31 protein-coding genes are annotated in these 24,575 nt (G+C 63.2%); 14 read left to right on the top strand and 17 right to left on the bottom strand.

The window, feature by feature from the left end; all coding sequences use genetic code 11:
- Positions 1-42: 42 nt before the first annotated feature.
- The 5 genes from nadE to CH293_RS02945 all read right to left on the bottom strand — a co-directional run bounded on the left by nadE (position 43) and on the right by CH293_RS02945 (position 3,199).
- On the bottom strand, positions 43-891 hold the full coding sequence (gene nadE / locus CH293_RS02960; protein WP_094719341.1) for an ammonia-dependent NAD(+) synthetase: 849 nt from the start codon (positions 889-891) through the stop codon (positions 43-45).
- Positions 892-952: 61 nt separating this feature from the next.
- Positions 953-1,480 (bottom strand): CinA family protein, encoded by a 528-nt coding sequence (locus tag CH293_RS02955; protein ID WP_094719304.1) that lies wholly within the window; start codon positions 1,478-1,480, stop codon positions 953-955.
- Positions 1,481-1,840: 360 nt separating this feature from the next.
- On the bottom strand, positions 1,841-2,560 hold the full coding sequence (locus tag CH293_RS02950) for a GAF and ANTAR domain-containing protein (RefSeq protein ID WP_094719303.1): 720 nt from the start codon (positions 2,558-2,560) through the stop codon (positions 1,841-1,843).
- Between the two features lie 120 nt (positions 2,561-2,680).
- A complete protein-coding gene (locus CH293_RS28105; RefSeq protein ID WP_176459883.1) occupies positions 2,681-2,854 on the bottom strand; it encodes a hypothetical protein in 174 nt (57 codons plus the stop codon).
- Between the two features lie 6 nt (positions 2,855-2,860).
- On the bottom strand, positions 2,861-3,199 hold the full coding sequence (locus CH293_RS02945; RefSeq protein WP_255122676.1) for a hypothetical protein: 339 nt from the start codon (positions 3,197-3,199) through the stop codon (positions 2,861-2,863).
- Between the two features lie 217 nt (positions 3,200-3,416).
- Here CH293_RS02945 and CH293_RS02940 point away from each other — a divergent pair, with 217 nt between their 5' ends.
- The 4 genes from CH293_RS02940 to CH293_RS02925 all read left to right on the top strand — a co-directional run bounded on the left by CH293_RS02940 (position 3,417) and on the right by CH293_RS02925 (position 5,243).
- A complete protein-coding gene (locus CH293_RS02940; RefSeq protein ID WP_176459882.1) occupies positions 3,417-3,863 on the top strand; it encodes an Hsp20/alpha crystallin family protein in 447 nt (148 codons plus the stop codon).
- A 111-nt stretch (positions 3,864-3,974) separates the two neighbouring features.
- Positions 3,975-4,160 carry a hypothetical protein gene (locus tag CH293_RS28100; RefSeq protein ID WP_176459881.1) on the top strand — a complete coding sequence of 62 codons (186 nt, stop codon included), beginning with the start codon at positions 3,975-3,977 and terminating at the stop codon, positions 4,158-4,160.
- A 193-nt stretch (positions 4,161-4,353) separates the two neighbouring features.
- Positions 4,354-4,653: a DUF3263 domain-containing protein gene (locus CH293_RS28095; protein ID WP_176459880.1), complete on the top strand. Its 300-nt coding sequence runs from the start codon at positions 4,354-4,356 to the stop codon at positions 4,651-4,653.
- 209 nt (positions 4,654-4,862) lie between these two features.
- Positions 4,863-5,243, top strand: coding sequence for an Lsr2 family protein (locus CH293_RS02925; protein WP_094719299.1), 381 nt, complete (start codon positions 4,863-4,865; stop codon positions 5,241-5,243).
- A 111-nt stretch (positions 5,244-5,354) separates the two neighbouring features.
- On the opposite strand, the gene CH293_RS02920 is transcribed toward CH293_RS02925, so the two are convergent.
- Positions 5,355-6,437, bottom strand: coding sequence for a GGDEF domain-containing protein (locus tag CH293_RS02920; RefSeq protein ID WP_094719298.1), 1,083 nt, complete (start codon positions 6,435-6,437; stop codon positions 5,355-5,357).
- Between the two features lie 325 nt (positions 6,438-6,762).
- Here CH293_RS02920 and CH293_RS02915 point away from each other — a divergent pair, with 325 nt between their 5' ends.
- The 3 genes from CH293_RS02915 to CH293_RS02905 all read left to right on the top strand — a co-directional run bounded on the left by CH293_RS02915 (position 6,763) and on the right by CH293_RS02905 (position 8,490).
- Positions 6,763-7,014, top strand: coding sequence for a hypothetical protein (locus CH293_RS02915; protein WP_094719340.1), 252 nt, complete (start codon positions 6,763-6,765; stop codon positions 7,012-7,014).
- Positions 7,011-7,304 (top strand): hypothetical protein, encoded by a 294-nt coding sequence (locus tag CH293_RS02910; RefSeq protein ID WP_141217130.1) that lies wholly within the window; start codon positions 7,011-7,013, stop codon positions 7,302-7,304. The genes CH293_RS02915 and CH293_RS02910 overlap by 4 nt, the downstream gene beginning before the upstream one ends.
- 625 nt (positions 7,305-7,929) lie before the next feature.
- A complete protein-coding gene (locus CH293_RS02905) occupies positions 7,930-8,490 on the top strand; it encodes a hypothetical protein (RefSeq protein WP_141217129.1) in 561 nt (186 codons plus the stop codon).
- A 642-nt stretch (positions 8,491-9,132) separates the two neighbouring features.
- Here CH293_RS02905 and CH293_RS02900 read toward each other — a convergent pair.
- Complete coding sequence (locus CH293_RS02900; RefSeq protein ID WP_255122675.1) at positions 9,133-10,095, bottom strand: MFS transporter; 963 nt, start codon at positions 10,093-10,095, stop codon at positions 9,133-9,135.
- A gap of 56 nt (positions 10,096-10,151) precedes the next feature.
- Here CH293_RS02900 and CH293_RS02895 point away from each other — a divergent pair, with 56 nt between their 5' ends.
- The 3 genes from CH293_RS02895 to CH293_RS02885 all read left to right on the top strand — a co-directional run bounded on the left by CH293_RS02895 (position 10,152) and on the right by CH293_RS02885 (position 12,969).
- Positions 10,152-10,442, top strand: a complete 291-nt coding sequence (locus CH293_RS02895; protein ID WP_255122674.1) for a hypothetical protein — start codon at positions 10,152-10,154, stop codon at positions 10,440-10,442.
- A 110-nt stretch (positions 10,443-10,552) separates the two neighbouring features.
- On the top strand, positions 10,553-11,773 hold the full coding sequence (locus CH293_RS02890; RefSeq protein WP_037110708.1) for a low temperature requirement protein A: 1,221 nt from the start codon (positions 10,553-10,555) through the stop codon (positions 11,771-11,773).
- A 122-nt stretch (positions 11,774-11,895) separates the two neighbouring features.
- A complete protein-coding gene (locus CH293_RS02885; protein ID WP_094719339.1) occupies positions 11,896-12,969 on the top strand; it encodes an alkene reductase in 1,074 nt (357 codons plus the stop codon).
- 104 nt (positions 12,970-13,073) lie between these two features.
- Here CH293_RS02885 and CH293_RS02880 read toward each other — a convergent pair whose 3' ends face one another.
- The 5 genes from CH293_RS02880 to CH293_RS02860 all read right to left on the bottom strand — a co-directional run bounded on the left by CH293_RS02880 (position 13,074) and on the right by CH293_RS02860 (position 17,151).
- Entirely contained in the window at positions 13,074-14,099 is a 1,026-nt protein-coding gene (locus CH293_RS02880) for a methionine synthase (protein WP_176459879.1), read from the bottom strand.
- 26 nt (positions 14,100-14,125) lie between these two features.
- Positions 14,126-15,097 (bottom strand): putative oxygenase MesX, encoded by a 972-nt coding sequence (locus tag CH293_RS02875; protein ID WP_094719294.1) that lies wholly within the window; start codon positions 15,095-15,097, stop codon positions 14,126-14,128.
- Positions 15,098-15,329: 232 nt separating this feature from the next.
- Positions 15,330-16,283 carry a LysR family transcriptional regulator gene (locus tag CH293_RS02870; RefSeq protein WP_019663369.1) on the bottom strand — a complete coding sequence of 318 codons (954 nt, stop codon included), beginning with the start codon at positions 16,281-16,283 and terminating at the stop codon, positions 15,330-15,332.
- Between the two features lie 176 nt (positions 16,284-16,459).
- Positions 16,460-16,750: a helix-turn-helix domain-containing protein gene (locus CH293_RS02865; protein ID WP_019663370.1), complete on the bottom strand. Its 291-nt coding sequence runs from the start codon at positions 16,748-16,750 to the stop codon at positions 16,460-16,462.
- Positions 16,747-17,151, bottom strand: coding sequence for a VOC family protein (locus CH293_RS02860; protein WP_094719293.1), 405 nt, complete (start codon positions 17,149-17,151; stop codon positions 16,747-16,749). The genes CH293_RS02865 and CH293_RS02860 overlap by 4 nt, the downstream gene beginning before the upstream one ends.
- Before the next feature lie 510 nt (positions 17,152-17,661).
- Here CH293_RS02860 and CH293_RS02850 point away from each other — a divergent pair.
- Positions 17,662-18,237: a hypothetical protein gene (locus CH293_RS02850; protein ID WP_255122673.1), complete on the top strand. Its 576-nt coding sequence runs from the start codon at positions 17,662-17,664 to the stop codon at positions 18,235-18,237.
- A gap of 28 nt (positions 18,238-18,265) precedes the next feature.
- Here the strand turns inward: CH293_RS02850 and CH293_RS02845 are convergent, their stop codons facing one another.
- Positions 18,266-19,108: an alpha/beta fold hydrolase gene (locus tag CH293_RS02845; protein WP_094719290.1), complete on the bottom strand. Its 843-nt coding sequence runs from the start codon at positions 19,106-19,108 to the stop codon at positions 18,266-18,268.
- Positions 19,095-19,742, bottom strand: coding sequence for a TetR-like C-terminal domain-containing protein (locus tag CH293_RS02840; protein ID WP_094719289.1), 648 nt, complete (start codon positions 19,740-19,742; stop codon positions 19,095-19,097). The genes CH293_RS02845 and CH293_RS02840 overlap by 14 nt, the downstream gene beginning before the upstream one ends.
- Positions 19,743-19,850: 108 nt before the next feature.
- Between CH293_RS02840 and CH293_RS02835 the strand changes: the two genes are divergently transcribed.
- Both CH293_RS02835 and CH293_RS02830 read left to right on the top strand, forming a co-directional pair.
- Complete coding sequence (locus CH293_RS02835; RefSeq protein ID WP_176459878.1) at positions 19,851-20,909, top strand: aldo/keto reductase; 1,059 nt, start codon at positions 19,851-19,853, stop codon at positions 20,907-20,909.
- 76 nt (positions 20,910-20,985) lie between these two features.
- On the top strand, positions 20,986-21,585 hold the full coding sequence (locus tag CH293_RS02830; protein WP_033189803.1) for a dihydrofolate reductase family protein: 600 nt from the start codon (positions 20,986-20,988) through the stop codon (positions 21,583-21,585).
- A 37-nt stretch (positions 21,586-21,622) separates the two neighbouring features.
- On the opposite strand, the gene CH293_RS02825 is transcribed toward CH293_RS02830, so the two are convergent.
- Positions 21,623-22,117: a MarR family winged helix-turn-helix transcriptional regulator gene (locus tag CH293_RS02825; protein ID WP_020111285.1), complete on the bottom strand. Its 495-nt coding sequence runs from the start codon at positions 22,115-22,117 to the stop codon at positions 21,623-21,625.
- 112 nt (positions 22,118-22,229) lie between these two features.
- Here CH293_RS02825 and CH293_RS02820 point away from each other — a divergent pair, with 112 nt between their 5' ends.
- A complete protein-coding gene (locus CH293_RS02820) occupies positions 22,230-22,664 on the top strand; it encodes a Rid family hydrolase (protein WP_094719287.1) in 435 nt (144 codons plus the stop codon).
- A gap of 10 nt (positions 22,665-22,674) precedes the next feature.
- Here CH293_RS02820 and CH293_RS02815 read toward each other — a convergent pair whose 3' ends face one another.
- Together CH293_RS02815 and CH293_RS02810 are read right to left on the bottom strand one after the other, a co-directional pair.
- Complete coding sequence (locus tag CH293_RS02815) at positions 22,675-23,913, bottom strand: PP2C family protein-serine/threonine phosphatase (RefSeq protein WP_141217128.1); 1,239 nt, start codon at positions 23,911-23,913, stop codon at positions 22,675-22,677.
- Between the two features lie 128 nt (positions 23,914-24,041).
- On the bottom strand, positions 24,042-24,455 hold the full coding sequence (locus tag CH293_RS02810) for an ATP-binding protein (protein ID WP_094719286.1): 414 nt from the start codon (positions 24,453-24,455) through the stop codon (positions 24,042-24,044).
- Between the last annotated feature and the right edge of the window lie 120 nt (positions 24,456-24,575).

The following is a 24,575-nucleotide window of genomic DNA, read 5'->3' as shown; positions in this document are numbered from 1 at the left end:
TCGTGGTGGATGCGAGTCGAGTCGAAACGGTGTTGTCCCCGTTCATGTGCCGTCGTCGACGGCTGTGCGCCACCAACGGTCATCGGGGCCGACAGGGGTCGTGCGCTTGTGCCGGGTCGCGGCGAACCACCGTTCGATGGTCCGAGCTGCATCGTCGTCGACGGGGCCGCCGTGCAAGTACGCGTCGATCTGAGCGTAGGTGACGCCGAGGGCCTGCTCGTCGGGTAGCGCGGGCCGGTCGTCTTCCAAATCGGCCGTCGGCACCTTCGTCCAGGTCGAGTCGGGGGCGTCGAGCTGCCGGAGAAGCTGGGCACCTTGGCTTTTGGTGAGTCCAGTGAGCGGGGTCAGATCGACTCCGCCGTCTCCGTGTTTGGTGAAGAACCCTGTCACTGCCTCGGCTGCATGATCAGTACCTACCACGAGCAGGTTTTCCTGACCGGCAATGGCGTATTGCGCAATCATCCGTTCACGCGCTTTGATGTTTCCGCGTACGACGTCGTCCAGCCGTTCGGCACCCAGGGCTGCAGCGGCCGAGCGGGCGGACGCATCGACAGCGTCGCGGATGTCGACGGTGACAGTTCGATCGGGCTTGATGAAGTCGAGCGCGATGGTGGCGTCTGCTTCGTCGGTTTGCGCGCCGTAGGGCAGGCGCACTGCGACGAAGACGGCCTGGCCACCGAGTTCGATGACCTCGCGCGCCGCCATCTGCGCGAGCGTGCCTGCTAGGGTGCTGTCTTGCCCGCCGCTGATGCCGAGAACGAACCCCGATGCGCCGCTGACGCGGAGATAGTCGGCGAGGAACGCGACTCGCCGTGCGATCTCGGACGCCGGATCGATCGAGGGCTTTACGCCCAACTCGTGCTGAATCTCGGACCGAACATTGAAAGTCATGCCCGCCTGGGTGCCCGGTTGCCAATGCACAGAAACCTGACGGACCCTTTGATTTGTCGACTTATTCGCGACCAGGTGCTCGATCTCGGGCGCGTTCGCGGGCATGACGCACGAGACTGTCGATCGCGAACGAGAGCGTCTGCGCCAGTACTTGTTCGGGCTCGCCGTCGAAATGTTTGCGCTCAGTGCTCACCTCGCCGCGGTCGCACACGGCAGCCCAGACCGTCCCCGGTGGCTGGTCCTCCTGGCAGTGTGGTCCCGCCTCACCAGTGACCGCGATGGTCAAGTCAGCGCCGATCAACGACGCCGTAGACACGGCCATCGCAGCAGCTGCTCTTTCACTGACCACCGGGCCGTCGGGCACCGTCAGCAACGTGTGTTTGACGTCTTCGTGATCGGCAACGATGCCGCCCCGAAACCATTGCCCTGACGACGGCGCTTTACCGAGCATCGCTGCGAGATTACCGGCGGTCAGTGACTCGGCCGTGCCTATGGAGATGTCGTAGGTGACAGCAAGTTCGGCGATCGTATCGCATACGTGCGACAACTGCGGGTCTGCCGGAATCCGTTGTTCGGGGGATGTCGACATGTCGTGCTCCGAGATCAGGTTAGGGATGAGGCCACAGGTGCGGCCGCATCGTGTGATGGTTTCGCCGATGAGCTGCTTCGAACGCCCACGCGACGGCGGACCCAGGGGCTGTGTCGTTGAACCCCCGGGCCCTGTCTCGGGCCGCAACGCCCGGGCGTTCGCAGCCGAGCTCGAGGCAGACTTCCACGCTCCACCGCAATCGAAACACCCGCATCGGCCGCCACTCGATCAATTTCGGTGCCGACCTTCCACAGCACCATCAGGTCCCAGCAAGATCAGGTTCGCGCCGGTGCAATCGGCCACAGCCGAAGCGCACTGCGCGGTGGTCGAACTGGGTGCGCAGGAAGGTGGCCTGGGTCGTCAGCGTGGGTTGCGGGCGGCGGCCGTGTCGGATCCGCGTGCGACCAATTCTGCCGCCAACGCTGCGACGGGGATGTTCTCGTTCTGCGAGAGCCGAGAAATCAGGTCGAACGCTTGGACCGCGTCGATGCCGTAGCGCTCCATGAGCATGCCTTTGGCTTGACCGATGGTGTCTCGGGAGGCGAGGCCGGATTTGAACTGTTCGGTCTTGTTGGCTGCATACAGTGCGACCGCGGCGTGGATGGCCAGGACTGTGCCGAGTTCCTCATCCTCGTCGCTGAACGCATTCTCGGTCAGCGCGAACAGGTTCAGCGCCCCGATCGTCTCGTTCTCGGTGTAGAGACGAAACGACATACTGCTCAGGACACCCGCGTCGACTGCGGCGGGCCCGAACACCGGCCACCGTGGATCTGATCGAAAGTCGTTACAACGAACAAACTCTTCATTCCGCGCAGCATCGACACACGGGCCTTCCCCGACACGCTCTTGAATCGCGTCCAAACGCACCGGGAGCTCACTCGTCGCCGCATGGGACTGGTACTTCTTGGGCCCCCGGACGATCAGGATGTCGGCGCAGTCGACCGCCGGAATCAGCGAACGGGCACTCTCGGTCACCCCGCGCAGGGTGTCCTCAAGGCTGGTCGGAGTGAAGAACGCTCTCGTCGCCTCCGCGATCGCACGCGTGAGGTCGCGCCCTGACGTGGTGTGTTCGTCTCCCATGGCTGCACTGTATCGCCGCGGCACCCCCCGTCGCCGAGGACGGTCTCACCCGGATCATCGGTAGCCAACGTAGGTCCGATACATCAGGCCACCATGACTCACCAGGGCGTCGGGCCTCTGTCAGAGTCCGCGTCGACGAAACTCGTCGAGCAGCCGGCGCCGGGCCACTTCGAGTACCGCACTGTCCGCCGCTGGCGCGCCCTCACGACGCGCCATGCGCAGTTGTTCCTCCGTATCGGCGAGCGCCGCGTCCAGTTCGGCGACACTCAACTCGCGCAAGATGCTCTCGGCCATCGCAGGTCACCAATTCGGAAGAACGATCGCCAGGAACCCGATCCCCAGGACAACCCCGAGAATCCCGGCGCCATAGGCGAGCGCTACATCGCCGCGCGGCGCGCGCGGACCCGACAGCATCGGGCTCCGGTCAGCCCACAGCGCGGCAACGACCGCAAGTATCCCCAGCACGACCCCGAAACCTGGGGCCCAGAAACTCACGATCGACAGCGCGCCGACCATCAACGCCGAATCGGTGTTCTCGGCCCGGCTGAACGCTCGCCGATTCCACCACCGCCGCACACCCGGACCACCGGAGGCCCCATCGCCACCCAGTGTGTTGGTTGTCATCGTGTTCGTTGTCATCGTATTGCTCCTCGCCTCGTCGCACACTGCCCGATGTGGTGCTCGCGCAGCATCATTGATCGTCCTCGTGGGACGATGTCTGCCCCGAAAAATTTTCGAAAAAAGATGTACCACCATCTTGGCACTCGCGGCCTTCGAGTGCTAATTTTTGTTTCGCACAGTCAAGAGCAGCCCGCTACAGGGGCGGGTGCATCTGGGAATGCAGGAGGTGGTTGCTGTGCTTCGCTTCGATCCGTTCCGTGACCTCGATTCGATTACCTCGGCGATGCTGGGGACCTCGAGCGGTTCCGATCGTGCACCCCGGTTCATGCCGATGGACCTGTACAAACTCGACGATCACTACGTTCTGTCCGCCGATCTTCCCGGTGTCGATCCAGGTTCGGTCGACGTCGATGTCGACCGCGGCACCCTCACTCTCACCGCCCACCGCACTGCACCCGATACCGGTGGGGTGCAGTGGATTTCCTCGGAACGATTCGCCGGGACGTATCGTCGGCAGGTCGCACTCGGGGATGGTGTCGATACCGAGCGCATCTCCGCGTCCTACGACAACGGAGTGCTGTCGGTGACCATTCCCCTCGCCGAACGCGCCAAGCCGCGCAAGATCGACATCAGCGCAGGCAGCACCGGCGGTCAACGCTCGATCGAAACACAGTCGACCTGACCGTCTCGCCCCGTTCGTTGCCGGCAGTGACCACCGAATCGCTGCCGACAACGATAACTCTTCGAACACGAACACGAGAACAAGCGCGTTGGATGATGGAGGTGACCTTCGATGATGGACGTGCTGGATCCGGTGGTGTGGCCCGATGACCCGGATCGCGAGCAGTGGTGGGCGACGGTACTGGGCATCGACATCACTGAACAATGTTGTACTGCAGCAGATCTCGTCGATCAGCAGCGAGAGGTCGACATGGACGACGACGGGTACTCACAGACCCTGCACTCCGCTGCCGCGTGAGCCGAGCATCCCGGCTGGGCTGTGGGGTGCCGCCGGGTCAGGTGGGCGGGGGCAGGTGTCGACTCCCTGCCCTCGCCCCACACGCGGCCACCACCGTGGGCGAACGCACACACTCGGACTGGTGCGGTACGAACCGCGCCGCCATCCGATCGTTCGGGCCAGCTGGCTGAGGTGCAGAAGGAAGGATCAGCAGATGATGATGATCGAGGAGCCCGCGGTACCGGCTGCGGATGGCGGGCGAGCCTGCGACGATGCGTTCACGGAACGCGATCACGCGATGGTCGAGTACGCGTTGCGGTGGGTCAACCACGGCGGTGGCCCGGATCAGGGCATCCACACGCAGTTCGATACGTCTGTGCAGGAGTTCTACCGCGGCGTCGTCGAGATCCTCGACCGGGATTCGGGCGGTGCGTTCAGCCGGTTCGGATTGAGCCCGGTCATGGTGACCCGCATCAAAGCGGTAGCGCGACGCCGCATCTGGATGTCGAGCTGACGGCCGGTGCGGTGCGGTTCGGCGACGAGGGCGAACATAGCCGACAAGGCGCGCGGCCTTCGAACCGTCACTGGTCGCGACCGGTGCGATCGGTGCGGGACCACGCCAACACACATGTGTGCGGGCGTTCTCTCGTCTCTCGGCCCGTGTACGGCGGGTTACGCTCGAGTTCGATAAGCAGCACGCCGAACGGAAGGTATCCACCCATCGTGGCCAAGAAAGTGTCCGTCGAGTTGGTCGACGATCTCGACGGTTCCGTCATCGACGGCGGCGGCGGCGAAACCATCGAATTCTCCGTCGCCGGCGTGGACTACGTCATCGACCTGAGGGCGAAGAACGCCGCCGAGTTTCACCGCAAACTCGACTACTACATCGACCACGCCGCCCGCACCGGTGGACGCCGACACCGGCCCAAGCCCGCAGGCAACGCATCGACACCCACCCCGAAGCCCACGGCTGCGACCGCACCTACACGTGATCCCGCCGATACCCGCGCGATCCGGCAATGGGCCGCCGACGAGGGATACGAGATCGCCGATCGAGGCCGAATCCCCACCTCGATCGTCGACGCGTACGACGCAGCGCACTGACGCCTTCGTACGTCGACTGGCGGCAGAGGGTTCGTCGAGCTTCGATGCTTCTGGTGCAGGCGAAGCACGGGCCGGGTGGGCAGCACGGGCAATTCCCCGGTGGCGGCACGGTCAGCGGAGGGAATCATCCTCGGAGTTGATGTCGGTGACGATGGTGTTGCCGCCGCCGCGTTTGGCTGCGTACATCGCCGTGTCTGCCCGGTTGTAGACCCTCTCGTAGTCCGCGGGGAGCGTGTTCGCTGCGGCGTGTGCGATGCCGATACTGACCGTCACGGCTGGATCGAAGCCGTGGCCGTCTGCGAGTGCGATCCGCAGGGTGTCCGCGGACGCGAATGCTGCCGCGGGCTCGACGAAGGTGAGAACCGCGAACTCTTCTCCTCCGGTGCGGGTGGTGACGGCCGGGGCGGCAAACGCGGCGGTGATCGCGGCGGCGGTTCGGCGCAGTACCGCATCGCCGCGGGCGTGCCCGAACCGATCGTTGACCTCCATGAAGTCGTCGATGTCGATGACCACGACCGCCGCTGAACTCCCTGCGGGAAGTGTTTCGCTCAATGCTGCGGCCAGCCCGCGCCGGTTACGCAGTCCGGTGAGCGGATCGAAGAACGCAGTGGCCGCGTCGCGGCGCAGCAACACCAGTAGTGACTGGGTCAGGATCGGCGCGGAGAACAACACCAACGTCAACAGAACCAGGTAGGCGCCGGCCAGCACGACATCGGCATCCGGCGCCGTCACCGCTCTGGTGAACAACACACCCGAGATCACGATCGCCCAGCATTGGTGACCGAAGAACAACTTCGGGCTGTGAAACGCCGCGATATAGCTGCCGTTGACACCCAACGCGGCCGCACAGGGCAGCGCCACCATCGGATCGCTGAGCATCAACAACGCGGCAGCAGAGCTGGCCTCGAGATACACCACGAACATTTTCGAGACAGTCTCGCTGGGCCATGGTCCCCGTATCCAGGCAAACCCGACGATTCCTGCGACGGCAGCGAGCAGATTCCCGGCGGCGTGTTCGGACGGCTCACCGATCCCGGCCGGGGTGTGCGCGGCGAGAATGCAGAGTACGGCGTAGAGCAGGCACCAGATGCCGACAGCGACGTGCGCGCGCCGCAGTATCGGGTTGATGCGGTGATAGGCGGTGGTCCACGCGAAATCGGACGGTTGTGTCCACCATCGATGAAGCATGTGCATCTCGGGTGCGCCTTGCTGCGACAGAAGGTGGCGCCACCGTGGTCCGGTAGGACTACCGGACCAACCCCTGTACACCCGCAGTGACGTCAACATTCAACCAGACACTTTCTCAGCCCGTGTGGCGCACAGCTTGCAGAGCTCCCACTACTCTCGACCTCGCCGCAGACGAACGCACTCACGCGCACTCACGCGCCGTCGCCGACATCGACGCAGTGATCGGAAAGTGCTCGACCAGAGACAGCAACCGTTGCGGCGCACTGCGAGTGCGCCCCTGTACTCCCTGGGTGCGCGCGTCGACCCGCTCTGGGTCTGTTTCAATACCGTCATGAGCACATCGGGACATCTCACACATGTAGACGCCGGTGTTGGTGACACGGTCCAGGTGCGGCGAGCGGGCGGACACATCGTGGCCGGCACACTCGTCGAAGACTTCGCTGACTTCGTGCTGACCGAGGAGGCGGCGGGACGCAAGTGGGCTACGCCACGCCGCTGGGCGATCGCCCTCTCCGACGGCACTTTGATGTTCGCCGATGACGCCGACATCGTCGATGCTCACCGCGAGCGCCCGGACGCTTGATCGAGCACCGATCACCGCAGCCGCTAGCGGCAGCTACACCTGCGGTATCGGCGGCATCCGCGTCGATACCGAGGGGCTCTGCGGCGTCGCCGACAGTGGTGCTGCTCGACAGCGCCACGCTGCGGGCGGTCCTCGGCGCCGTGTCGATGTTCGCGGTTATCTCTGCCGCCGCCGATACCCGAGACGCCGCGCTGACTACCGCGGCCTTCGCAGTGCTCGTGCTCGTCTCGCGGACCCGCCGGCACCGAAACACCGTGAACGGTATCGCCGCGCGACACGCCGAGAAGTGAGCACACTCGATACGCCGCGCCCTCAGGCCGGCACACTCCCGCGGAACGCCCGGATGGACGAGGCTGCGCCCAGGGCGGCCCTGGTGGTGCTTGAGTGCCGTGTGTGCGTTGTCGATAAGTGCGGTTCATGCGACCTCCGAAATTGGCCGGGATCGCCTTCAACGGGTATACCGGTCCAGAGGCGGGCTGGCGGCCGGGGTGTACATCGAAGGGCAGCGTTCTGTGCACAGCTCGCCGCTACCCGCGCATGACCGCTATCGACACTGTGTCGGCGTGCGCGACAGCGTTGGTCGAGTAGGCGGGCGCCGACCCAGTGGTGCGTGTGCTGCGTGCACTGGAATTGAGCAACACGGCAGCCGATACCGGTCTGCCGAGTATCTACCGGGTGTCGACCGCCTGGATGACCGACACACTCATACCGCACTCAGACTGTTCTGCCGCAGAACAAGCGCGGATCGGTGAGTCATTGTGATCGGCACGCCACTGGGTGCTCGGTGGCGTCGAGGCGGCCACTGTGTTCGCGACTCTTCGCTGGGTGGTCTCACCGTCGTCGACCGCATTCTGCCCGACTGATACTGCGAGCGGTCTGTCATGTGCGATCGAGGTCCACGGTTACGCTGATCGTGTGAGGAACCCGCGGTTGCTTCTGAGTCTCGGTGTGGCGACCGCACTCGCGGTGGGGTATTGGGTGTCGACGCAACCCGCCGAGCGCCGTGTCGCAGAGATCGGATCCGCTGCGGCGTTCGAGTGCGCCGTGCCGAGTGAGGTAGCGAGCTACGTCGTGTCGCCACCGCCGACTCGTGCTGCCCAGCGGCCGATCCCGGGCATCGTCCCCGCTGATTTCGTGCCTGTCGAAGCGGTCGTGTGCGATCCCTTCGCCGACGGAGAAGTCAGTGCAGACCGGTGGGTCACGTTCCACGAGAACCACTTTCGAGGAGACCTGGTTGGCCTGGTCGAGCAGGTCAACGCGTCGTCCGATCGCGAGACTCTGTTTCCCGGTGGGTCGTCCGGTCCGTGCGCGGAGTCGGCGGGAACGGTGCTCACTTCGATGCTGCAGAACCTCGGACCCAACTCGGGCCCGGTGCCTGTGTCAATTGAGGTCGATGGATGCCGTCGGTTGATCGCGGATGGCTTTGTGCCCGTGGGCCCGGTGCCAGAGGATGTGCTGGAGGAACTACTCGGTTGATGATCGTGAAGTCAGTCTTATGGGTCCCTTCATGTCGTTCAGCGTTCTCGACGCGCGGAAGTTCTGGAACCACGCCCGTCCACGTTTACCCTTCTCGCAACGGACATCCCAGGGCAATGTGGCTTCACTCGAAGGAGTCTCGTTGTCACGAGTCGGCACAGTGCAGCATTGCCCCAGGACGCTCTCCGTCCACCCGATCCCATGGCTGTCCGACACCGATCAGGACTGTCCGGTGTCGGAGGATCGGCGGTAGTTCGGTGTCACGAGAGTGTCACAAGTCGGTACGTTCGTGAATGGTCCGGTGCGGACGGTGATGTACGAAAAACGCTGCAAATAAACACATATCGAGTCCAGAGGCGTTCAGGTGAATCCACTTCCAGGGACTTAAAATCCGCACAGTGTCGGTTCGAGTCCGACTGGGGGCACCGGAGTCCGTATAGATCCAGATTTCTCGACCGGGACAGTAGTTTTCGCGTGCCGCTTTCTACGTCGTTCTCGGGTGTTCAGGAACGTGCATTGTGATCACGGCGTGGGTTCGAAGCCTCCATTCGGGCACTCTCGCCCCGAGGGTTGGTGGACGCTCGACTGCCGCAGCAGTGATTCTCCGCCACTGTTTCTGAAGTGCACGTGGATGCGCCAAGGCTATTGGGGGCGCGATGGCAGGAATACTGCTGCGATGACGGCGCCGACTGCTGTGACTGTTGCTGCGACGTAGGAGCCTGCGGTGAGGCCGTCGAGAAATGCGGTGTTGGCGGCGGTGGTGATTGCGTCCGCTGTGGACGAATCGCCCGCTGCGCGTATCTGTTCGGAGGCGATGACGGCGCCGCCTATGGAGTCTTGTACGGCGGATGTGGCGTCGTCGGGCAGGTTTGATGTTGTGTCGGAGGAGGTCAGGCCGGAGGTGTACAGCGAGGCGTAGACGCTGCCGATGACCGCGACGCCGAGGGTGCCGCCCACTTCTCGGGTGGCGTCGTTCATGCCGGAGCCGATGCCTGCTTTCTCTTTCGGGACGGCGCCCATGATGGCTTCGGTCGCCGGTGCCGATGTCAGGCCTAGTCCGAGTCCGAGGGGAATCATCTGACCGGCGATTTCGAGGTAGCTGGTGGCGGTGCTGAGCGTGGAGATCCATGCGAAAGCCGAGGTGAACAGGATCAGGCCGACGGAGACGACGATCTTGTTGCCGATGCGCACTGCCAGGATGGTGCCGAGGACGGAGCCGACAGCGATCGATGCTGCGACGGGTATGAACTTGAGGCCTGTCTCGAGTGGACCGTATCCGCGTACGAGTTGGAAGTACTGCGATATGAGGAATATGAAGCCGAACAGTGCGAAGTAGGCGAAGGTGACCGACGCGCTTGCGGCGGTGAATCGCATATTGGCGAAGAGGGTGACGTCGATCATCGGGTCGTTGTGATTGCGTTCCCACAACACGAGAGCGACGAAGAACGCGGCTGCGAGGGCGAATCCTGCCAATGAGGCGATACTGGCCCAGCCGTGTTCGGGGGCTTCGATGACGGTGTAGACGAGGGTGCCGACGGCGAGCACGGACAGGACGAGGCCGCCTACGTCGATGCCCGGTGTGCTCGGGTCACGAGAGGTCGTCACGATGACGAGCACTGCGGTGATGGCTCCCAGGGCTGCGACTGGCCGACGGACAGATCGTGGCCCGGAGTGTGGTGGCCGTACTCGCACAACTGCGAGCCCGTACCCAGGGACTGGATGGTCTGGGCCTGCCGATGCATGAACCGCCGAACATAGGTCTCGGTTTCGCCTCCGGCATACCCGGCGCTACCGAAGTGCCGGGTGTGTGGGTGGCCGGGAACGCCACCGACCTGACTGCCCAGGTCGGTCCCTCGGCAGCGGCCGGTGCACTGGCCGGCGCGGACATCAACAGAATGTTGGCCATCGCCGACACCGATGCTGCCCTGCACGAGAAATGCCGGGAAGCTTGACGACTCGCACGCTGTCTACAGCTACTCACGGCACAGTTCGACGCAGTTGAGCCGGGATTCGCGTGAACTCCAGCCGAGGTTGAGTTGGCTCGGGCGGGGTATGTGTCGGCATGGACGATTCCCCCGATACACATGCGGACGGTGATTCCGGGGCCGATCAATCCACCCCGGTGTTCCAGCCGCCTCGACTCCGAACCAAGGACGATCGTGCCGCAACGCGGCTGGAGCTGTTCTTCGATCTCGCTTATGTGCTGGTTGTCCATCAGCTCGCGATCGGCTTGAAGGACGACCTGGGATGGCACGGGGTAGCGGTGTTCACCGGACTGTTCGCGGTCACGTGGTGGTCGTGGGTGACAACTACGTTGTATGCCAACCGATTCGACACGAACGACGTTCTCTATCGAGTGCTCAAACTGGCTGCGACGTTCGCGGTCGCGGTGATGGCGGCGAGTGCGACGACGGCCGTCGGTGGTAGCGGCACTGTCGCGTTCGGCATCGGATACATCGCGACCCGAGTGCTTCTCGCCGGGCTCTACTTCCGTGCGTGGCGCCATATCGCCGACGTACGGGCCACCATCGATCTCTATCTCGCGGCGACGGTCATCAGCATCGTGATCTGGACGATTTCGCTGTTCATCCCGTCGCCGCTTACCTACGTCCTGTGGGCGGTAGGCATCGCCGTCGAGGCGGCGGCTCCGTTCGCGGCGACTCGGTGGGGTCAAAATGTGCCGCTACATCTAGATCACCTTCCGGAGCGCTTCGGACTCTTCGTCATTCTCGTCCTGGGTGAATCGGTGTCGGCCGTCGTGCTCGGCATGCGCGACACTTCGTGGGCCTGGTCGTCTTTGTCGGTGGCAGCTTTGGGGTTCACCATTGCGGCTGCCGTGTGGTGGATGTACTTCGACATCGCCGGTGCGGAAGCCAAGTTCGAAATCCAGGACGACGATCGGGCGGTGGAAAGCGGCCGCGCCGACGGGTATGTCTACGGGCACCTTCCCGTCGTTCTGGGGGTCGCTCTGCTCGGTGTGGGGATTCAGCAGTACGTCCTGCATCCCGTCGGAGAACTCACCGACGCGGGCCGCTGGATACTGTGCGGCGGAGTCGTCCTGTTCATCGTCGGGATCTGTTCCATCCTCGGGTGGAGCTCGGGTGATTGGAAGACTGTGATGCCGTGGCCGGGGCTGGCGATCCCTGCTGTCCTGGCGGTGGGTGCCGTGGACAACGCACTCCCGTTCGCATCGGCCGTCGTGCTCGCTGTCGGTGCCATCGTTGCCGTCGTCACGGGGATCGTCCGGCGTCAGCGAAGTCCGATCGAAACAACGGAAACCTGACGCGCCGGTGCCGACGCGGGACGTCCACTCGATGGTGACGATCGTCTCTGACCGGAATGCGCGACTGACCATCGACGGTTAGCCGATGTAAGTATCGTCCCCGTTTGGAAAGAGTGAAATCCGTGAAGTTGTTTTCTCCGTTGACGCTAGGTGCCCTCGATCTCGAGAATAGGCTTGTGATGGCTCCGCTCACGCGGGTGCGGTCCGGGCGCGACGGGGTCCCTGGCCCGCTGGTGGTCGAGCACTACCGTCAGCGTTCCTCGCTCGGTCTCATCGTCACCGAAGGTACGTATCCGTCGCATGCGGGTCAGGGATTTCCAGGTCAACCGGGTCTCGTGACTCCCGAGCAGATCGAGGGTTGGAAAAATGTCGCCGACGCAGTGCATGCCGAGGGTGGTCTGATCGTCGCTCAGGTGATGCACGCAGGCCGTGTCACCCATGAGGCGACGACGGGCGGTTACGAGGTCGTCGCTCCGAGCGCGATAGCAATCGACGGTGAGACGCGTACCTACGACGGGAAGAAGCCCTATCCAGTGCCTCGTGCGCTGACAACCGATGAACTTCCTTCGGTGATCGAGGAATTCGTCCAAGGAGCCAAGAACGCGATCGCAGCAGGATTGGACGGCGTCGAGATTCACTCCGCCAACGGTTACCTGCTGCACGAGTTCCTTTCGCCTGCATCGAATCAGCGTGACGATGCCTACGGCGGCACACCCGAGAAGCGCGCGAGGTTCGTCGTGGAGGTCGCACAGGCGGTGGCCGACGCCATCGGAGTCGACCGCGTCGGAATCCGAATCTCACCCGAGCACAACATCCAGGATGCGCTCGAAACCGACCGCGACGACGTACGCGCGACCTACACCGCCCTGGTGAACGGGATCGCTCCGCTGGGTCTGGCGTTCCTGAGCGTGCTGCACAAGGATCCGTCGGGTGATCTCGTCCAGGATCTACGCCGCGCCTTCGGCGGCCCAGTTCTCGTCAACAGTGGATTCGGTGAAATCACCAGCAGGGACGAAGCTCTGTCCCTGGTCGACGACGGATTCGGCGACGCCGTCGTGGTCGGCCGTCCCGCCATCGCCAACCCGGATCTGGCCCGCCGATGGAAGGAAGACCTTCCACTGAACACTCCGGACCAGAGCACCTTCTACTCGGACGGTGCAGAGGGATACACCGACTACCCGGCACTACAACACTGAGACGATCGGGAGGAGGAGCACCCGTTCCTCCTCCCAGGTGTGCACCGGGACTGGACGTACATTCCGCCGCATGTCTTGCAAGGCATTCGGGTGCCGTGGCGCCGCTAGGACAGCTCGCGACGCACGAGTTCGGTCCCGGCGGCGAGCGTGCGCATCTTTTCTCGCGCGACCCGTCGATCGAGAGGCGCCAAACCGCAATTGGTGCTCGGATACAGTTTGTCCGCGTCGACGAACGGGAGGGCGCGTCGAAGGGTGGCGGCGACTTCCTCGGGCGTCTCGATGGTGCTACTCGCAACATCGATCGCTCCCAGCATGACTTTCTTGCCCCGAAGCAATTCGATCACGTCGACCGGTACCCGCGAATTGTGGCTCTCCAGCGACACGATGTCGATCGAAGACCGTCGCAGCAGTGGAAACGACTGCTCGTATTGACGCCACTCTGCCCCGAGCGTCGCCTTCCAATCGGTGTTGGCCTTGATGCCGTACCCGTAGCAGATGTGCACGGCAGTCTCGCAGCTCAACCCGTCCGTGGCACGCTCGAGCATCGCCACGCCCCAGTCCTTCAGTTCATCGAAGAACACGTTGAACGCAGGCTCGTCGATCTGGATGATGTCCACGCCTGCCGCTTCCAGGTCCTTCGCTTCCTGATTCAGCGCCGTCGCGAACTCCCATGCAAGCTTTTCGCGGCTCTTGTAGTGGTCGTCGTAGAGTGTGTCGACCATTGTCATCGGACCGGGCAGGGCCCACTTGATCGGCTGGTCGGTTGTCGCTCTGAGGCGGGCGGCGTCGTCGGCGAACACGGGCTTTTCGCGGCTGACTTCGCCGATTACCGTTGGAACACTTGCGTCGTAGCGGTCTCGAATTCGCACGGTCTCGCGTCGATCGAAGTCGACGCCGCTGAGGTGCTCGATGAACGTGGTCACAAAGTGTTGACGGGTTTGTTCACCGTCGCTGACTATGTCGAGCCCGGCTTGCTTTTGCTCGAGCGCCGCAAGGGCTTGGGCATCGAGTTTCCCTTCGCGCAGTTCGTCGTCTCGCAACTTCCATGGCGACCAAAGCTTTCCGGGCTCGGATAGCCAGGAGGGCTTGGGCAGGCTACCGACGATCGAGGTGGGTAGGAGGGTGTTCATCTCTGGTACCTTTCGGTTCTGCGGGCTCAGGCCGTCTGCTCGAAAGCCCACCGTTCGAGAACGGCGCCGTACGGTTCGATGAGATTCACCTCGGTGAACTTTCCTTGGGTGGCTGCGAGGCCGGTGCGCTCGACACGGTCGTAACTCACCTGTGGCAGTGAGTAGTTGCCGTTGTCGAGGCTGGGCCGATATACCTGCGCCGCTGCGGTATTCGAATTGTAGATTTCCGGACGGTAGATCTTCTGAAACGTTTCCATCGTCGCGATCGTTCCTGCAAGCGCGAGTAACGAGTAGTCATTGAGCAAGTCGCCACGGTGGTAGAAGGCAAGTGGAGCGGCGGAACCGCGAGGCATGAAGTATCGCGCGCGGAGCCCCATCTTCTCGAAGTACCGGTCGGTGAGCGACTGCTCGTCCGCCACGTACTCCACCCCGAGAATCGGATGGTGATTGGAAAGACGGCGGTACGTCATGGACGTCGAGACACTGATGCAGATGACCGGCGGCTGCGAGAATCGTTCGCGATACTCGTCCGACTCGACGAAACGCTGGAAGACCTGCCCGTGCAGGTCGCCGAAGTCGCTGGGGATTCCCGTCGCCCGGTGCTCCGGGAGCCGAACACTGAAATCGTAATCACGAATGTACGACGAGAAGTTGTTCCCGACGATTCCCTCGGTGCGGGATCCGGTCTCGATGTCGACGATGTCGACATCGAGCACTTCGATCACCGGGAATGCGGATCCATCCCCGGCCGACGCGAGATGCAGGTCTACGGAAACGATGTCGAGGTCGAGCCTGTAGCGGTCGCCACGTGGGTTGTCCCAGTGCGCCAACTCGTTGACACGGGTTTTCATCATCGTCACCGCATTGCGCAGATTCTGTCGGCGACCCTCGCCCCGTGCGAGATTCGCGAAATTCGTCGTAATGCGTGAGCTGGTCGACGGTGTGTAGTCCTCGTCGAAGCGTGTCGTATCGATGCTGAAGGCACAGTCGTTCGTCATTGTGGAGAGTTGCCCCGATCATGTGCGGTAACTACAGCGACGAGGGCGTCGCCGCACGGCTGATTGCTTGGTTCTGTGCAGCACTTCGGCCCACCGCATCCTCGCGCCCCAGATGGACTCTCGGGGCCGAGATACTCGAAGATCGGGGGCGCAAAGTGACGCGAAAATGAGTGTAGACAGACCGACCGTCATAGGCTAATTGCTTCGAACGATAGCTGGATATAGCGAATGGCTATCCCAGAAGATCGACTCCGAATCCTGAGACGACGTCACGCATCTCCAGCACGAATCGCCGGGCCTGAGCGGTCAAGGACACCGAGGCATGACCGATCCAACCGATCTCGATTCGTTCGTCCACGTCCAACGGCACGGCGACGATGGACGGATCGAGATCGTCCGAGACGATGCCGGTAGAGATCGTGTATCCAGCCAGACTGATCATGAGGTTGAAGATGGTCGCCCGATCACTCACCCGGATGTCCTGCTTCGACGAACGGGTGGAGAGGATCTCTTCAGCCAGGTAAAAGGAGTTGTTGGCGCCCTGGTCGAAGGTGAGCCGGGGCAGATCCTCCAGATCACTCAGCGTCACGCTCGTTCGTTCTGCGAGCGGATTCGTGCGGGCGACGAAAATGTGCGGCGACGCCAGAAACAGCGGCGTGAACACCAGTCCGGCTTCGCGAATCAACTTGTCGATCACGTTTGCGTTGAACTCGTTGCGATACAGCACACCGAGCTCACTTCGCAGTGTGCGAACGTCCTCGATGATGTCCCACGTACGGGTCTCGCGAAGAGTGAACGCATATTCTGCCGCTTCGGATGCCTTCACCATCCGGGCAAAGGCGTCGACGACGAACGAGTAGTGCTGAGTCGACACGGCCAGCAGCCGCCGGGAGGGTCCGCGGCCCAGATAGCGTTGTTCCAGGAGCTCTGCTTGCTCGACCACTTGACGCGCATAACCTAGGAATTCCGCCCCGTCCTCGGTGAGCGTCACGCCGCGGGTCGAGCGAAGGAAGAGCGTCCGCCCTACGCGATTCTCGATGTCTTTCAATGCGGACGACAGGGTCGGTTGCGCGACGTAGAGAAGGTCGGCCGCGGCACTGATGGATCCCTCGGCGGCCACTTCCACGAAGTACCGCAACTGCTGAAGGGTGATTCCCCGCGCCGTCCCTGCGATGCCACGCGCCATAGCGAGAACTTATCGCATTGGTACACGATGCGGACGCTGGTGCTGGAGTCCCGCCGAGTTCGTGTCCGCGGGTTCTCGAAGGCGTCCATCTCGATTGCGATACGCCGCGCGAGTGAGTATGGAATCGGCAAGCCGAACCTCGCCCGACGACATCGCTACGAACCCAAACGGCCGACTCATCCTCGGCGTTCTGCGTCCGCTGCCCAACGCCCGAGCGCGTCGATCGCCGTGCGCAGGGCATGTCCGCGTTCGGTGAGTGCGTAGGCTCGTGTGTTGTGCTTCAACGGAAGACGGGTCAACACGCCTGCTGCTTCGAGTTCGCGCAGACGGGTCGCGAGCATGTTCGTCGGCGTTCCGAGATCGCGCTGGAGATCGCCGTAGCGTTGCGGCCCGTCGAGCAGTCGCTCCACGATCAGTAAAGCCCACCGAGCGCCGACGACGTCGAGCGCTGCGGCCAGGTCGCTCACGCGGGCGAGTCGACGTCCGGCTTCATCCAGAACGGGGAGTAGTGATAGCCGTCGGGATCGTCGAACTGGCGCTGGTACATGAACGGGTAGTCGTCGGTGTCACCGATTCGACCACCGGCGGCGCCTGCACGTTCGACGAGTTCGTCGACGGCCTCGCGGCTGGCGAGGTCGAAGGAAACGGTGACTTTCGACGGGGTGCCCGGCCCGCCGATCAACTCATCGGTACCTCCCACGCTTGCGTACATCTCGCGGCTGCCGAGCATGACGTACTGCCCGGGTGTGATCGCGAAGCACGAGACGTTGTGGTCGGACATCTCTGCGTTGAGGGTCCAGCCGAGGGCGGTGTAGAAGGTGGTGGCGCGCTCGACGTCGTCGACGGGGCAGGTGATGAACAGGCTCATGCGAGAACACTTGCAAAATGCAAGTTCGCTGTCAAGGGTGCTATCGGCTTCTGCGGTTGCGTCAGAGAGGCGAGCGGGCGGATCCGGCTGAACCGCAGTGCTCGGTCGAGGTGTGCGGGCCGGTGGATCGAGACTCCGATACGCCCGAAGATGCGTTGGCGTCGTCGATGGTGGTCAGATCTCGACCCTGGGTTTCGGGTGTGAAGAACGTCGTCGCTGGGCACGGACAGAAGTCGTGCGTGCGTCGGACGTTGCGTGGCGAGTGGGCGGTGACGACTTCGCCGTCTCAGCGCGGACACCGACGACGACGTCACGGCGCTCGCCGAACGGGTCGACCAGCGGCTCGAACGGTCACCCGAGAAGCGTTCGGGAGGCCCGAGGAACGAGATACCGGGCAGCCGGTAGTGGACGAGTAACGAGACCTTCAATGTTTTCGCCTCCGACGTGCACCAGAGTTCTTCTTGTCGAACAAGTCGCCGGATGACCGGCTCAACTCGAAAGAAGAACACCATGAGCGCAACTCCTCGTCCCGATCTTCAACTCTCGCATGCGGTGGTCACCGCCGACGTCACTGCGCCGCTCGACTTCGTCGATATCGAGCAGTGGCTCAAAACCCTTCCCACGCATGAGTATCAGCGCTGCGCACCCGGGGATCACAAGGCCGCCGGTTACACCGTCGACGACGACGGCACCCCGATGTCGATCAATGTCGAGATGATCGGCACCGGTCTCGTCATCCAGCAGTACCGTTTCGAGGTCGCCAGCAGGCACTACTGCAAGATGGTCTCGATCTCCGACGTCTTCGCGGCAGCCGGATGGACCACCACTCAGGTGATCTGGGAGCTCGGCATCGAACAACTCGACGGCGACAATCTGCGCTACATCAACACGGTCACCTCGCACCCCACCGAGGAATTCCTAGAGTTCATCACTTCGAGCGGACAGACCTTCGAAGACGCCGCAGCAGCGCGGCAGAAGGCGTCGGGGCAGCACTGCGAACTAGAGACCCCGCACTACGCCCAGAGCATCGCCAACTTCGCCAAGGCTCGTGCGGCTGAAGCCGTCGCGGCGGGCAACGCCGGGTAGCACGCACATACGTCGACGGACCCAATCATCAACGGATCCAATCGTCGACGGCCCTGCATACGTCGGCCGAGGACTCGATCGGCGCCAGGTGTCCGACGCCGTCGAGTGTGATCACGGCCGGTTCGCCCGGTAGCGATTGCCGAAGCCGGGTTGCTTGCTCCACCGGTATCCAGGGATCATCGGTGCCCCAACCGATTCGAGTCCGACAGCGAACTTCCGCCAGTTTGCGGACCAAGGGCTGGGTGTGGTCGGGGCGCAGGGCGGCGATCTGTCGGTAGAACCCGGGCTGTCCGACCTCCCCGAGCCAGGGCCCGGTCAGGGTGTCGAGCCACTCGGAACTCAGCGGCCGCCGGGCAGCACCGGCGATGTATTCGCGCACGAGCGCAGCGTGCAATGGTGCGGGAAGCGCGCCGAACACGTCGGTGTGCTCGGCGACGAGCTTGAAGAATGGCGACCCCCAGGGGTCCAGTGTGACGATGTCCCACAGAAACAACGATGCATAGTCGACGCCATGCAGTACATGTGCACCGACTGCGACCGCGCCGCCGATGTCGTGGGCGATGACGTGCGGACGGTTCACTCCCCACAGTGACAGCAGCCGAGCCAATCTCGACATCTGGGTGTCGAGATCGACTGCCGCGTCCAGGGTTCCGGACCGACCGTAGCCCGGCATGTCCCAGAGGTGAACCCGATGATCCCGGCTCAGGTGGTGGGCGACGCCTGCCCATACTGCTGCAGACCACGGCGTCCCATGGCAGATGACCACATCGCCGACGGCTTCTGTCGGCGGTTCGAGCACGTACGTCGCGATCGAGACTCCATCCACGACGACTGTCTCGGGTTGCGGCAACGTGCCGTCAGGAGTCTCCACGGGTGTCCTGTTCTCGTCCGCCGAATACGCCCGCGCGTGCCGCTGCTGCTGTTGCTCGCACTGCTCGGTCGGCGTCTGCTGCATCGAGTGGCTTCGTGGTGGTCAGGAATTGGTAGTACAGCGGTGCCGACAGATATCGAACGACTTCGGCGGCGTCGGTGTCGGAAGGCAGGTCGCCACGTTCGACGGCGTCGATCACTGCGGCCGCCCACTCCGACACTCGCGTTCGATAGAAATTCGCCAATGCCTGCTTGGTGTCCGCGTCGTGCGTCGAGGCGGCGATGAGCGCGGAGAATAGTCTGCGGGTGCGGTGATCGGTCAGGGTTTTCACGACCAGGTCGGCGTTTGCCGACAGGTCGGCAGTGAAATCGCCTGTCCGCGTTGCACTGACCGATCGAGCAGCCATGTCGTCGAGAAGGTCCGACACCAATGCTTGCGGAGATCCCCATCGTCGATACACCGTCGTCTTGCCTACCTTCGCGGCGTCGGCGACGGCGGGGAGCTCTACACCGGCGAACCCGTACTCGATCAGCGCATCCTCGGTGGCTGCGAGCACTGCGAGGCGCACAAGGGCGGTGCGGCCGCCCGGGCGCGCTGTCGTGGTTGCGGGCTTGCCTTTCGTCGCAACGGTCATGGTGCCCGATCGTACGGCATTGCAGCCACTAACGGTACTGCAGTTCCGTTTTGTTGCGAACCGTTGTATGGTCTTAACGGAAATGCAGTCCCGTTAGAAAGGTTCGATATGAGGTATCGACGAGTTGGAAGCTCCGATTTGGTGGTGTCCGAGTACGGTTTCGGCGCCGCCACGTTCGGCGGACGCGGTGATTTCTTCGGAGCGTGGGGGGCTACCGACGTCGACGCCGCCCGTGAACTGATCGATCAGTGCCTCGACGCCGGCGTGAACCTGTTCGACACCGCGGACGTCTACTCGGACGGTGCATCCGAGGAGGTTCTCGGTGCCGCGCTTCGTGGACGACGGGACAAGGTCGTGATCTCCACCAAGGCAGCGCTCCCGACCGGGGACGGTGCCGGCGATTACGGCACCTCGCGTCGGCGACTCGTTCAGGCGGTGGAATCGGCGCTACGCCGACTGGGAACCGATCGGATCGACCTGTTCCAGCTCCACGCCTACGACGCCTCGACGCCGATGGAGGAAGTCGTCGACGTACTCGACGAGCTGGTCCGGAGCGGCAAGATTCTGTACACGGGGGTGTCGAACTTCTCGGGATGGCAGCTGATGAAGATGCTGTCGACCGCCGACGAGCGTGGAGCTGCACGGCCGGTGGCTCACCAGGTGTACTACTCGCTGATCGGTCGGGACTACGAGTGGGAACTGATGCCGCTCGCGGTCGAAGAGCGAGTCGGGGCGATCGTATGGAGCCCATTGGGGTGGGGTCGAATGACTGGACGTGTCCGCCGTGGTGTCCCGCTCCCGTCGTCCAGCAGGCTGCACGCCACCGCCTCTGCCGGGCCGCCGGTCGACGACGAGCGCCTCTACCGCGTCGTCGACGCGCTGGATCGCGTTGCTCACGACACCGCCAAAACCGTTGCGCAAGTAGCCCTGAACTGGCTGAGCGATCGGCACAGTGTCTCCAGCGTGATCATCGGCGCGCGCAACCGGGAACAACTCAACGAGAACCTCGGAGCTGCCGGATGGTCGCTGAGTGCTCCGCATCGCGAGTTGCTCGACAACGTCTCCGACACCGACGCGCCGTACCCCTATTTCCCGTACTACCGGCAGGACGGATTCGCGCGTCTGAATCCACCGCTGTACCCGGCGGTGGCTCGGGATTGTTCCTGAAACGTCGGTACCGATGAATTCCGTGCTGGTTCGAAGTCGGAACTCACGAGAATGTCACCGTGAACGGAGGAACAGTATGAACGCAATGCGACGCACGATAGCCAACGTCTCCCTGACTCTGGATGGACGAATCACCGGCCCCGGGGGTAACGACGATATGGAGTGGGTAATACCCCACGCGTTCAGCGACGCCATTCGGGAATCTTTGGTCGATACCGTTTCCGGGGCCGACGCAGTTCTTGTCGGGCGCACCAATTACGACGGTTTCAGGTCGGTGTGGCCAGCTGTTGCCGAAGACCCGGACGCCGACGACCGGGACCGGGCATTTTCCACGTGGCTCAACGGTGTTCGGAAGATCTTGTTCTCGCACACGGACGCGAATGCGGATTGGACCAACACCGAACGGCGAGAATGCAGCCCGGTCGACGTCGTACGAGAGCTACGCTCCGAACCTGGCGGTGACATACTGATCTTGGCGAGCATCAGCATCATTCACGAGCTGCTCGACGCAGGTGAACTGGACCGACTCGTCGTGTCGTTGATGCCCGAGCTGGTGGGAGGAGGGCGGCGATTCCTCGACCTCGGCGACGTGTCGCGCAGTCGGTGGCGGCTGACCGACCATGCCGTCGGCGACACTGGGGCGATATCGTTGTGTTACGACCGCGTCGATTGTTGACACCTTCCGAATTCACCGATCTTGGAAGGGTGGCTCGTCAGGCCAAGTCCTCGGGCCTGATTTTCAGTTTTTCCGAAATGCGTGCCAGGGCTTGCTGATCCTCGTCTGTCAGTGGGTCCAGCACGAACTGTCGAACGGCAGCGACGTGTGTCGGGGCTGCGGCGACGACGACGTCGTAGCCTTTCTGGGTCAGTGCGGCCGTGGTGTAACGACCGTCTTCGGGGTCGGGTGAGCGTTCGACCCACCCTTTGTGCTCGAATCGCTTGACCACGTTGGACAAGCGTGACAACGATCCGTTTGCCAGATACGCGAGTTCGCTCATTCGAATTCGCCGATCCTGCGCCTCGGAGATGTGGCTGAGGGTCAGGTAATCGAAGAGAGTCAAGCCCGCCTCCTGCTGGAGTGGTGCCTCGAGCCGTCCGGGCATCAGCAGGACGAGCGAGACAAGGCCAGTCCATGCTTCCTTTTCCGACGCGGTGAGCCACAGCGACTGCTTGCCGTCGCTCTCACCCGAAATCTCCATCTGCGCCATCCGCTCACCATACCGATCGGGCCCCGTCGGCCATTTGACTTCAAGCGTGAAGTGATGCACTGTGGAAATTGACTTCAAGATTGAAGTCAATACACATGCGAAAGGTCGAATCGTGACTACACCTCAGTTCTTCGCCACCCCGGGTTACGGAGACACCCAGCTGACGAACATGCATTACAACCAGGCCGTCCGTATCGGCAACCGGGTGGAGATCTCGGGGCAGGGTGGGTGGGACGACGAGTTCAACTTTCCCACCGACCTGGAGGAAGAGATCGTCGCGGCATTCGACAACGTCGAACGCACACTTCGGCAGGCAGGCGCCACGTGGCGCGACGTCGTGTCGGTCGACTCGTTCCATGTGCCCGAGGTGGCGGGATACATCGGCGAGACCCATGGACGGGTGATGGTGGAACAGATGCGGTCGCGTATGGGCGACCGTGCACCGATCTGGACCGAAATCGGCGTTCAGGCCCTGGGTGCCTATGGAATGCGTGTAGAAATCCGTGTGGCCGCAATCCTCGAAGAGGACTCCGCCGTCGTGAGCTGATCGGCCGTTCTCAGGGTGCGCCGAGGGCGAGCACTGCGACGTCGTCTTGAAGCCCGGACCCGAAACTGTTCAGCAATCCCACCAGGTCGTCGACGATTCTCGCGGCGGTCGTCGGGGCCGCGTCGTTCGCGAATGTTTCGAGGGCTCCGGCGTCGTCGTAGCGCGCTTTCCCCGGTCCGACGTGCGCCTCGGTGAGGCCATCGGTGTAGAGCAGAAGCACGTCTCCAGCTTTCAGGATCACGTCGGCGGCCCTGAATTGCGCTGTTCGAAGCGCTCCGACGAGTTGCCCACCGATGGTGTCGATGTACTCGGCACTGCCGTCGGCGCGCAGGTGCAATGCCGGGGGATGACCGCCGCTCGCGAGCCGGATAGTTGTCGTCTTTTCGTCGACTGCTGGGGTGATGGTGCCGAAAAGCACTGTGCAGAAGCGTGGGTCGTCCCCGCGAAACTCGTGGTAGAGAACGGTATTGAGGTTCTGAAGAACAGTGATCGGGTCGCGGTCGAACACAGCCGCCGCCCGCAGCGTGTAGCGGGTCAACGATGTCACCGCTGCCGCCCCCGGGCCTTTGCCGCTCACGTCACCGAGGAAAAATCCCCACGTGGACTCGTCGAGAGGGAAGACGTCGTAGAAGTCGCCGCCGACTTCCTCGATGACCGCGTGGTGGTAGTAGGCCGCCACGTCGGTTCCTGGCGGGGAACTCAACACCGGAGGAAGAAGGGTGCGCTGCAGGGTCGTAGCGAGAATCTGTATCTGCGTGCGTTCGGCCTCGGCGACCTTGCGCGCGTCCTCGGCAGCTTCGAGCGCATCCTGCGACCGAGTCAACGCGTGGGCGGTGGTGGCCTGCGCGGTGAGCGCCCCGTCGCGGGCCTCGATGAGGGTCTGTTCTCGAATTCGGTGCGAGGTCGCACTGTGCAGAGTGAATCTGATGGTGCTGTCGTCATCCTGGATGTCTCGATTGGCCATGACCAACATGGACAGGACCGAATCCGGACCGGTGAGCAGATCCGCGGTGGCGCCGATGGGAGTCTCGGTGTCGGCGTCAGGGCTCGCGGTGAGCAGGGCCGTCACGGTATCTACACTGGAGTCCGCGAAAAGATCGTGAACGCGGCGCCCGACGACGTCGGACGGTGCTCGGCCGATCGTCCGGCACACCGTCGCATTGGCGTACACGACGCACTGGCTGCTCGCCCGTATCGCCAGGTAGCCGGCCGGAGCAGTATCCAGAAAGCGTGGCGTGTCTGCGGGCATCACAGTGATGCACGTCTGTATTGACAGCGTTGGCTACGCCCGCTGGTGCCGAGCGCACGAATTCGATACGCGTTCACACATTTGTTCTATCAGATCGGCGTACGTGTCAGCAGCCGACCGGCAAGGCGCTAACGCTCGGAGTGATCGAGGTCCCAGGTCAGAGTGGTTTCGGTGCCGGATCCGTGATCGACGGCCATGTGATCGGTAATCGCGTCCGCGAGTACCAGCCCGCGCCCGCGGTGCGGTGTCGGCTCGGCCGGTTTCCAGGTGCCTGCGTCGGACACCGTCACCGTGAGCACCAAGTTCTCGTGCACGGCGGTGAGCGTGAGCGGGCCAGGTGAAGACTCGTCTCGGTATGCATGTTCGACGCTGTTGGCCATCACCTCGTACGAAGCGAGTACCACGTCAGGGGCAATGTCGGAGAGCTGTCGCGCGTCGAGCCAGGCATGGAGATTGCGCCGCAGCTGGGCGGCGAGGTCGGCGGTCGCGGGGTCACTGTGGGTCCACCGAGCCGACGTGGGCTCGGGTGGTTCGACAATCACACGGGGCCGGACGGAGATGTTCGAAAAGAAGCCATGACGCCCGGTTACCCGAAAGTCGATATTCGACGCATCGACCGCGTCAGCTATCCGGAGGGCGTGTGCAGAAACTCGCTACGCGTA

The organism is Rhodococcus sp. 14-2470-1b (assembly GCF_002259415.1).
In the GTDB taxonomy this organism is placed as follows: domain Bacteria; phylum Actinomycetota; class Actinomycetes; order Mycobacteriales; family Mycobacteriaceae; genus Rhodococcoides.
The sequence above is the reverse complement of the archived record's forward strand: the minus strand, read 5'-3'. Positions and strand labels throughout refer to the sequence as shown.

Excerpts from the sequence above, each read along its gene's own strand:
- nadE (WP_094719341.1), bottom strand. The coding sequence starts at position 891 with ATGACTTTCAATGTTCGGTCCGAGATTCAGCACGAGTTGGGCGTAAAG.
- CH293_RS02955 (WP_094719304.1), bottom strand. The coding sequence starts at position 1,480 with ATGTCGACATCCCCCGAACAACGGATTCCGGCAGACCCGCAGTTGTCG.
- CH293_RS02950 (WP_094719303.1), bottom strand. The coding sequence starts at position 2,560 with ATGGGAGACGAACACACCACGTCAGGGCGCGACCTCACGCGTGCGATC.
- CH293_RS28105 (WP_176459883.1), bottom strand. The coding sequence starts at position 2,854 with ATGGCCGAGAGCATCTTGCGCGAGTTGAGTGTCGCCGAACTGGACGCG.
- CH293_RS02945 (WP_255122676.1), bottom strand. The coding sequence starts at position 3,199 with ATGACAACGAACACGATGACAACCAACACACTGGGTGGCGATGGGGCC.
- CH293_RS28100 (WP_176459881.1), top strand. The coding sequence starts at position 3,975 with ATGATGGACGTGCTGGATCCGGTGGTGTGGCCCGATGACCCGGATCGC.
- CH293_RS28095 (WP_176459880.1), top strand. The coding sequence starts at position 4,354 with ATGATGATGATCGAGGAGCCCGCGGTACCGGCTGCGGATGGCGGGCGA.
- CH293_RS02920 (WP_094719298.1), bottom strand. The coding sequence starts at position 6,437 with ATGCACATGCTTCATCGATGGTGGACACAACCGTCCGATTTCGCGTGG.
- CH293_RS02915 (WP_094719340.1), top strand. The coding sequence starts at position 6,763 with ATGAGCACATCGGGACATCTCACACATGTAGACGCCGGTGTTGGTGAC.
- CH293_RS02890 (WP_037110708.1), top strand. The coding sequence starts at position 10,553 with ATGGACGATTCCCCCGATACACATGCGGACGGTGATTCCGGGGCCGAT.
- CH293_RS02880 (WP_176459879.1), bottom strand. The coding sequence starts at position 14,099 with ATGAACACCCTCCTACCCACCTCGATCGTCGGTAGCCTGCCCAAGCCC.
- CH293_RS02875 (WP_094719294.1), bottom strand. The coding sequence starts at position 15,097 with ATGACGAACGACTGTGCCTTCAGCATCGATACGACACGCTTCGACGAG.
- CH293_RS02870 (WP_019663369.1), bottom strand. The coding sequence starts at position 16,283 with ATGGCGCGTGGCATCGCAGGGACGGCGCGGGGAATCACCCTTCAGCAG.
- CH293_RS02860 (WP_094719293.1), bottom strand. The coding sequence starts at position 17,151 with ATGAGCCTGTTCATCACCTGCCCCGTCGACGACGTCGAGCGCGCCACC.
- CH293_RS02850 (WP_255122673.1), top strand. The coding sequence starts at position 17,662 with ATGAGCGCAACTCCTCGTCCCGATCTTCAACTCTCGCATGCGGTGGTC.
- CH293_RS02840 (WP_094719289.1), bottom strand. The coding sequence starts at position 19,742 with ATGACCGTTGCGACGAAAGGCAAGCCCGCAACCACGACAGCGCGCCCG.
- CH293_RS02835 (WP_176459878.1), top strand. The coding sequence starts at position 19,851 with ATGAGGTATCGACGAGTTGGAAGCTCCGATTTGGTGGTGTCCGAGTAC.
- CH293_RS02830 (WP_033189803.1), top strand. The coding sequence starts at position 20,986 with ATGAACGCAATGCGACGCACGATAGCCAACGTCTCCCTGACTCTGGAT.
- CH293_RS02825 (WP_020111285.1), bottom strand. The coding sequence starts at position 22,117 with ATGGCGCAGATGGAGATTTCGGGTGAGAGCGACGGCAAGCAGTCGCTG.
- CH293_RS02815 (WP_141217128.1), bottom strand. The coding sequence starts at position 23,913 with ATGCCCGCAGACACGCCACGCTTTCTGGATACTGCTCCGGCCGGCTAC.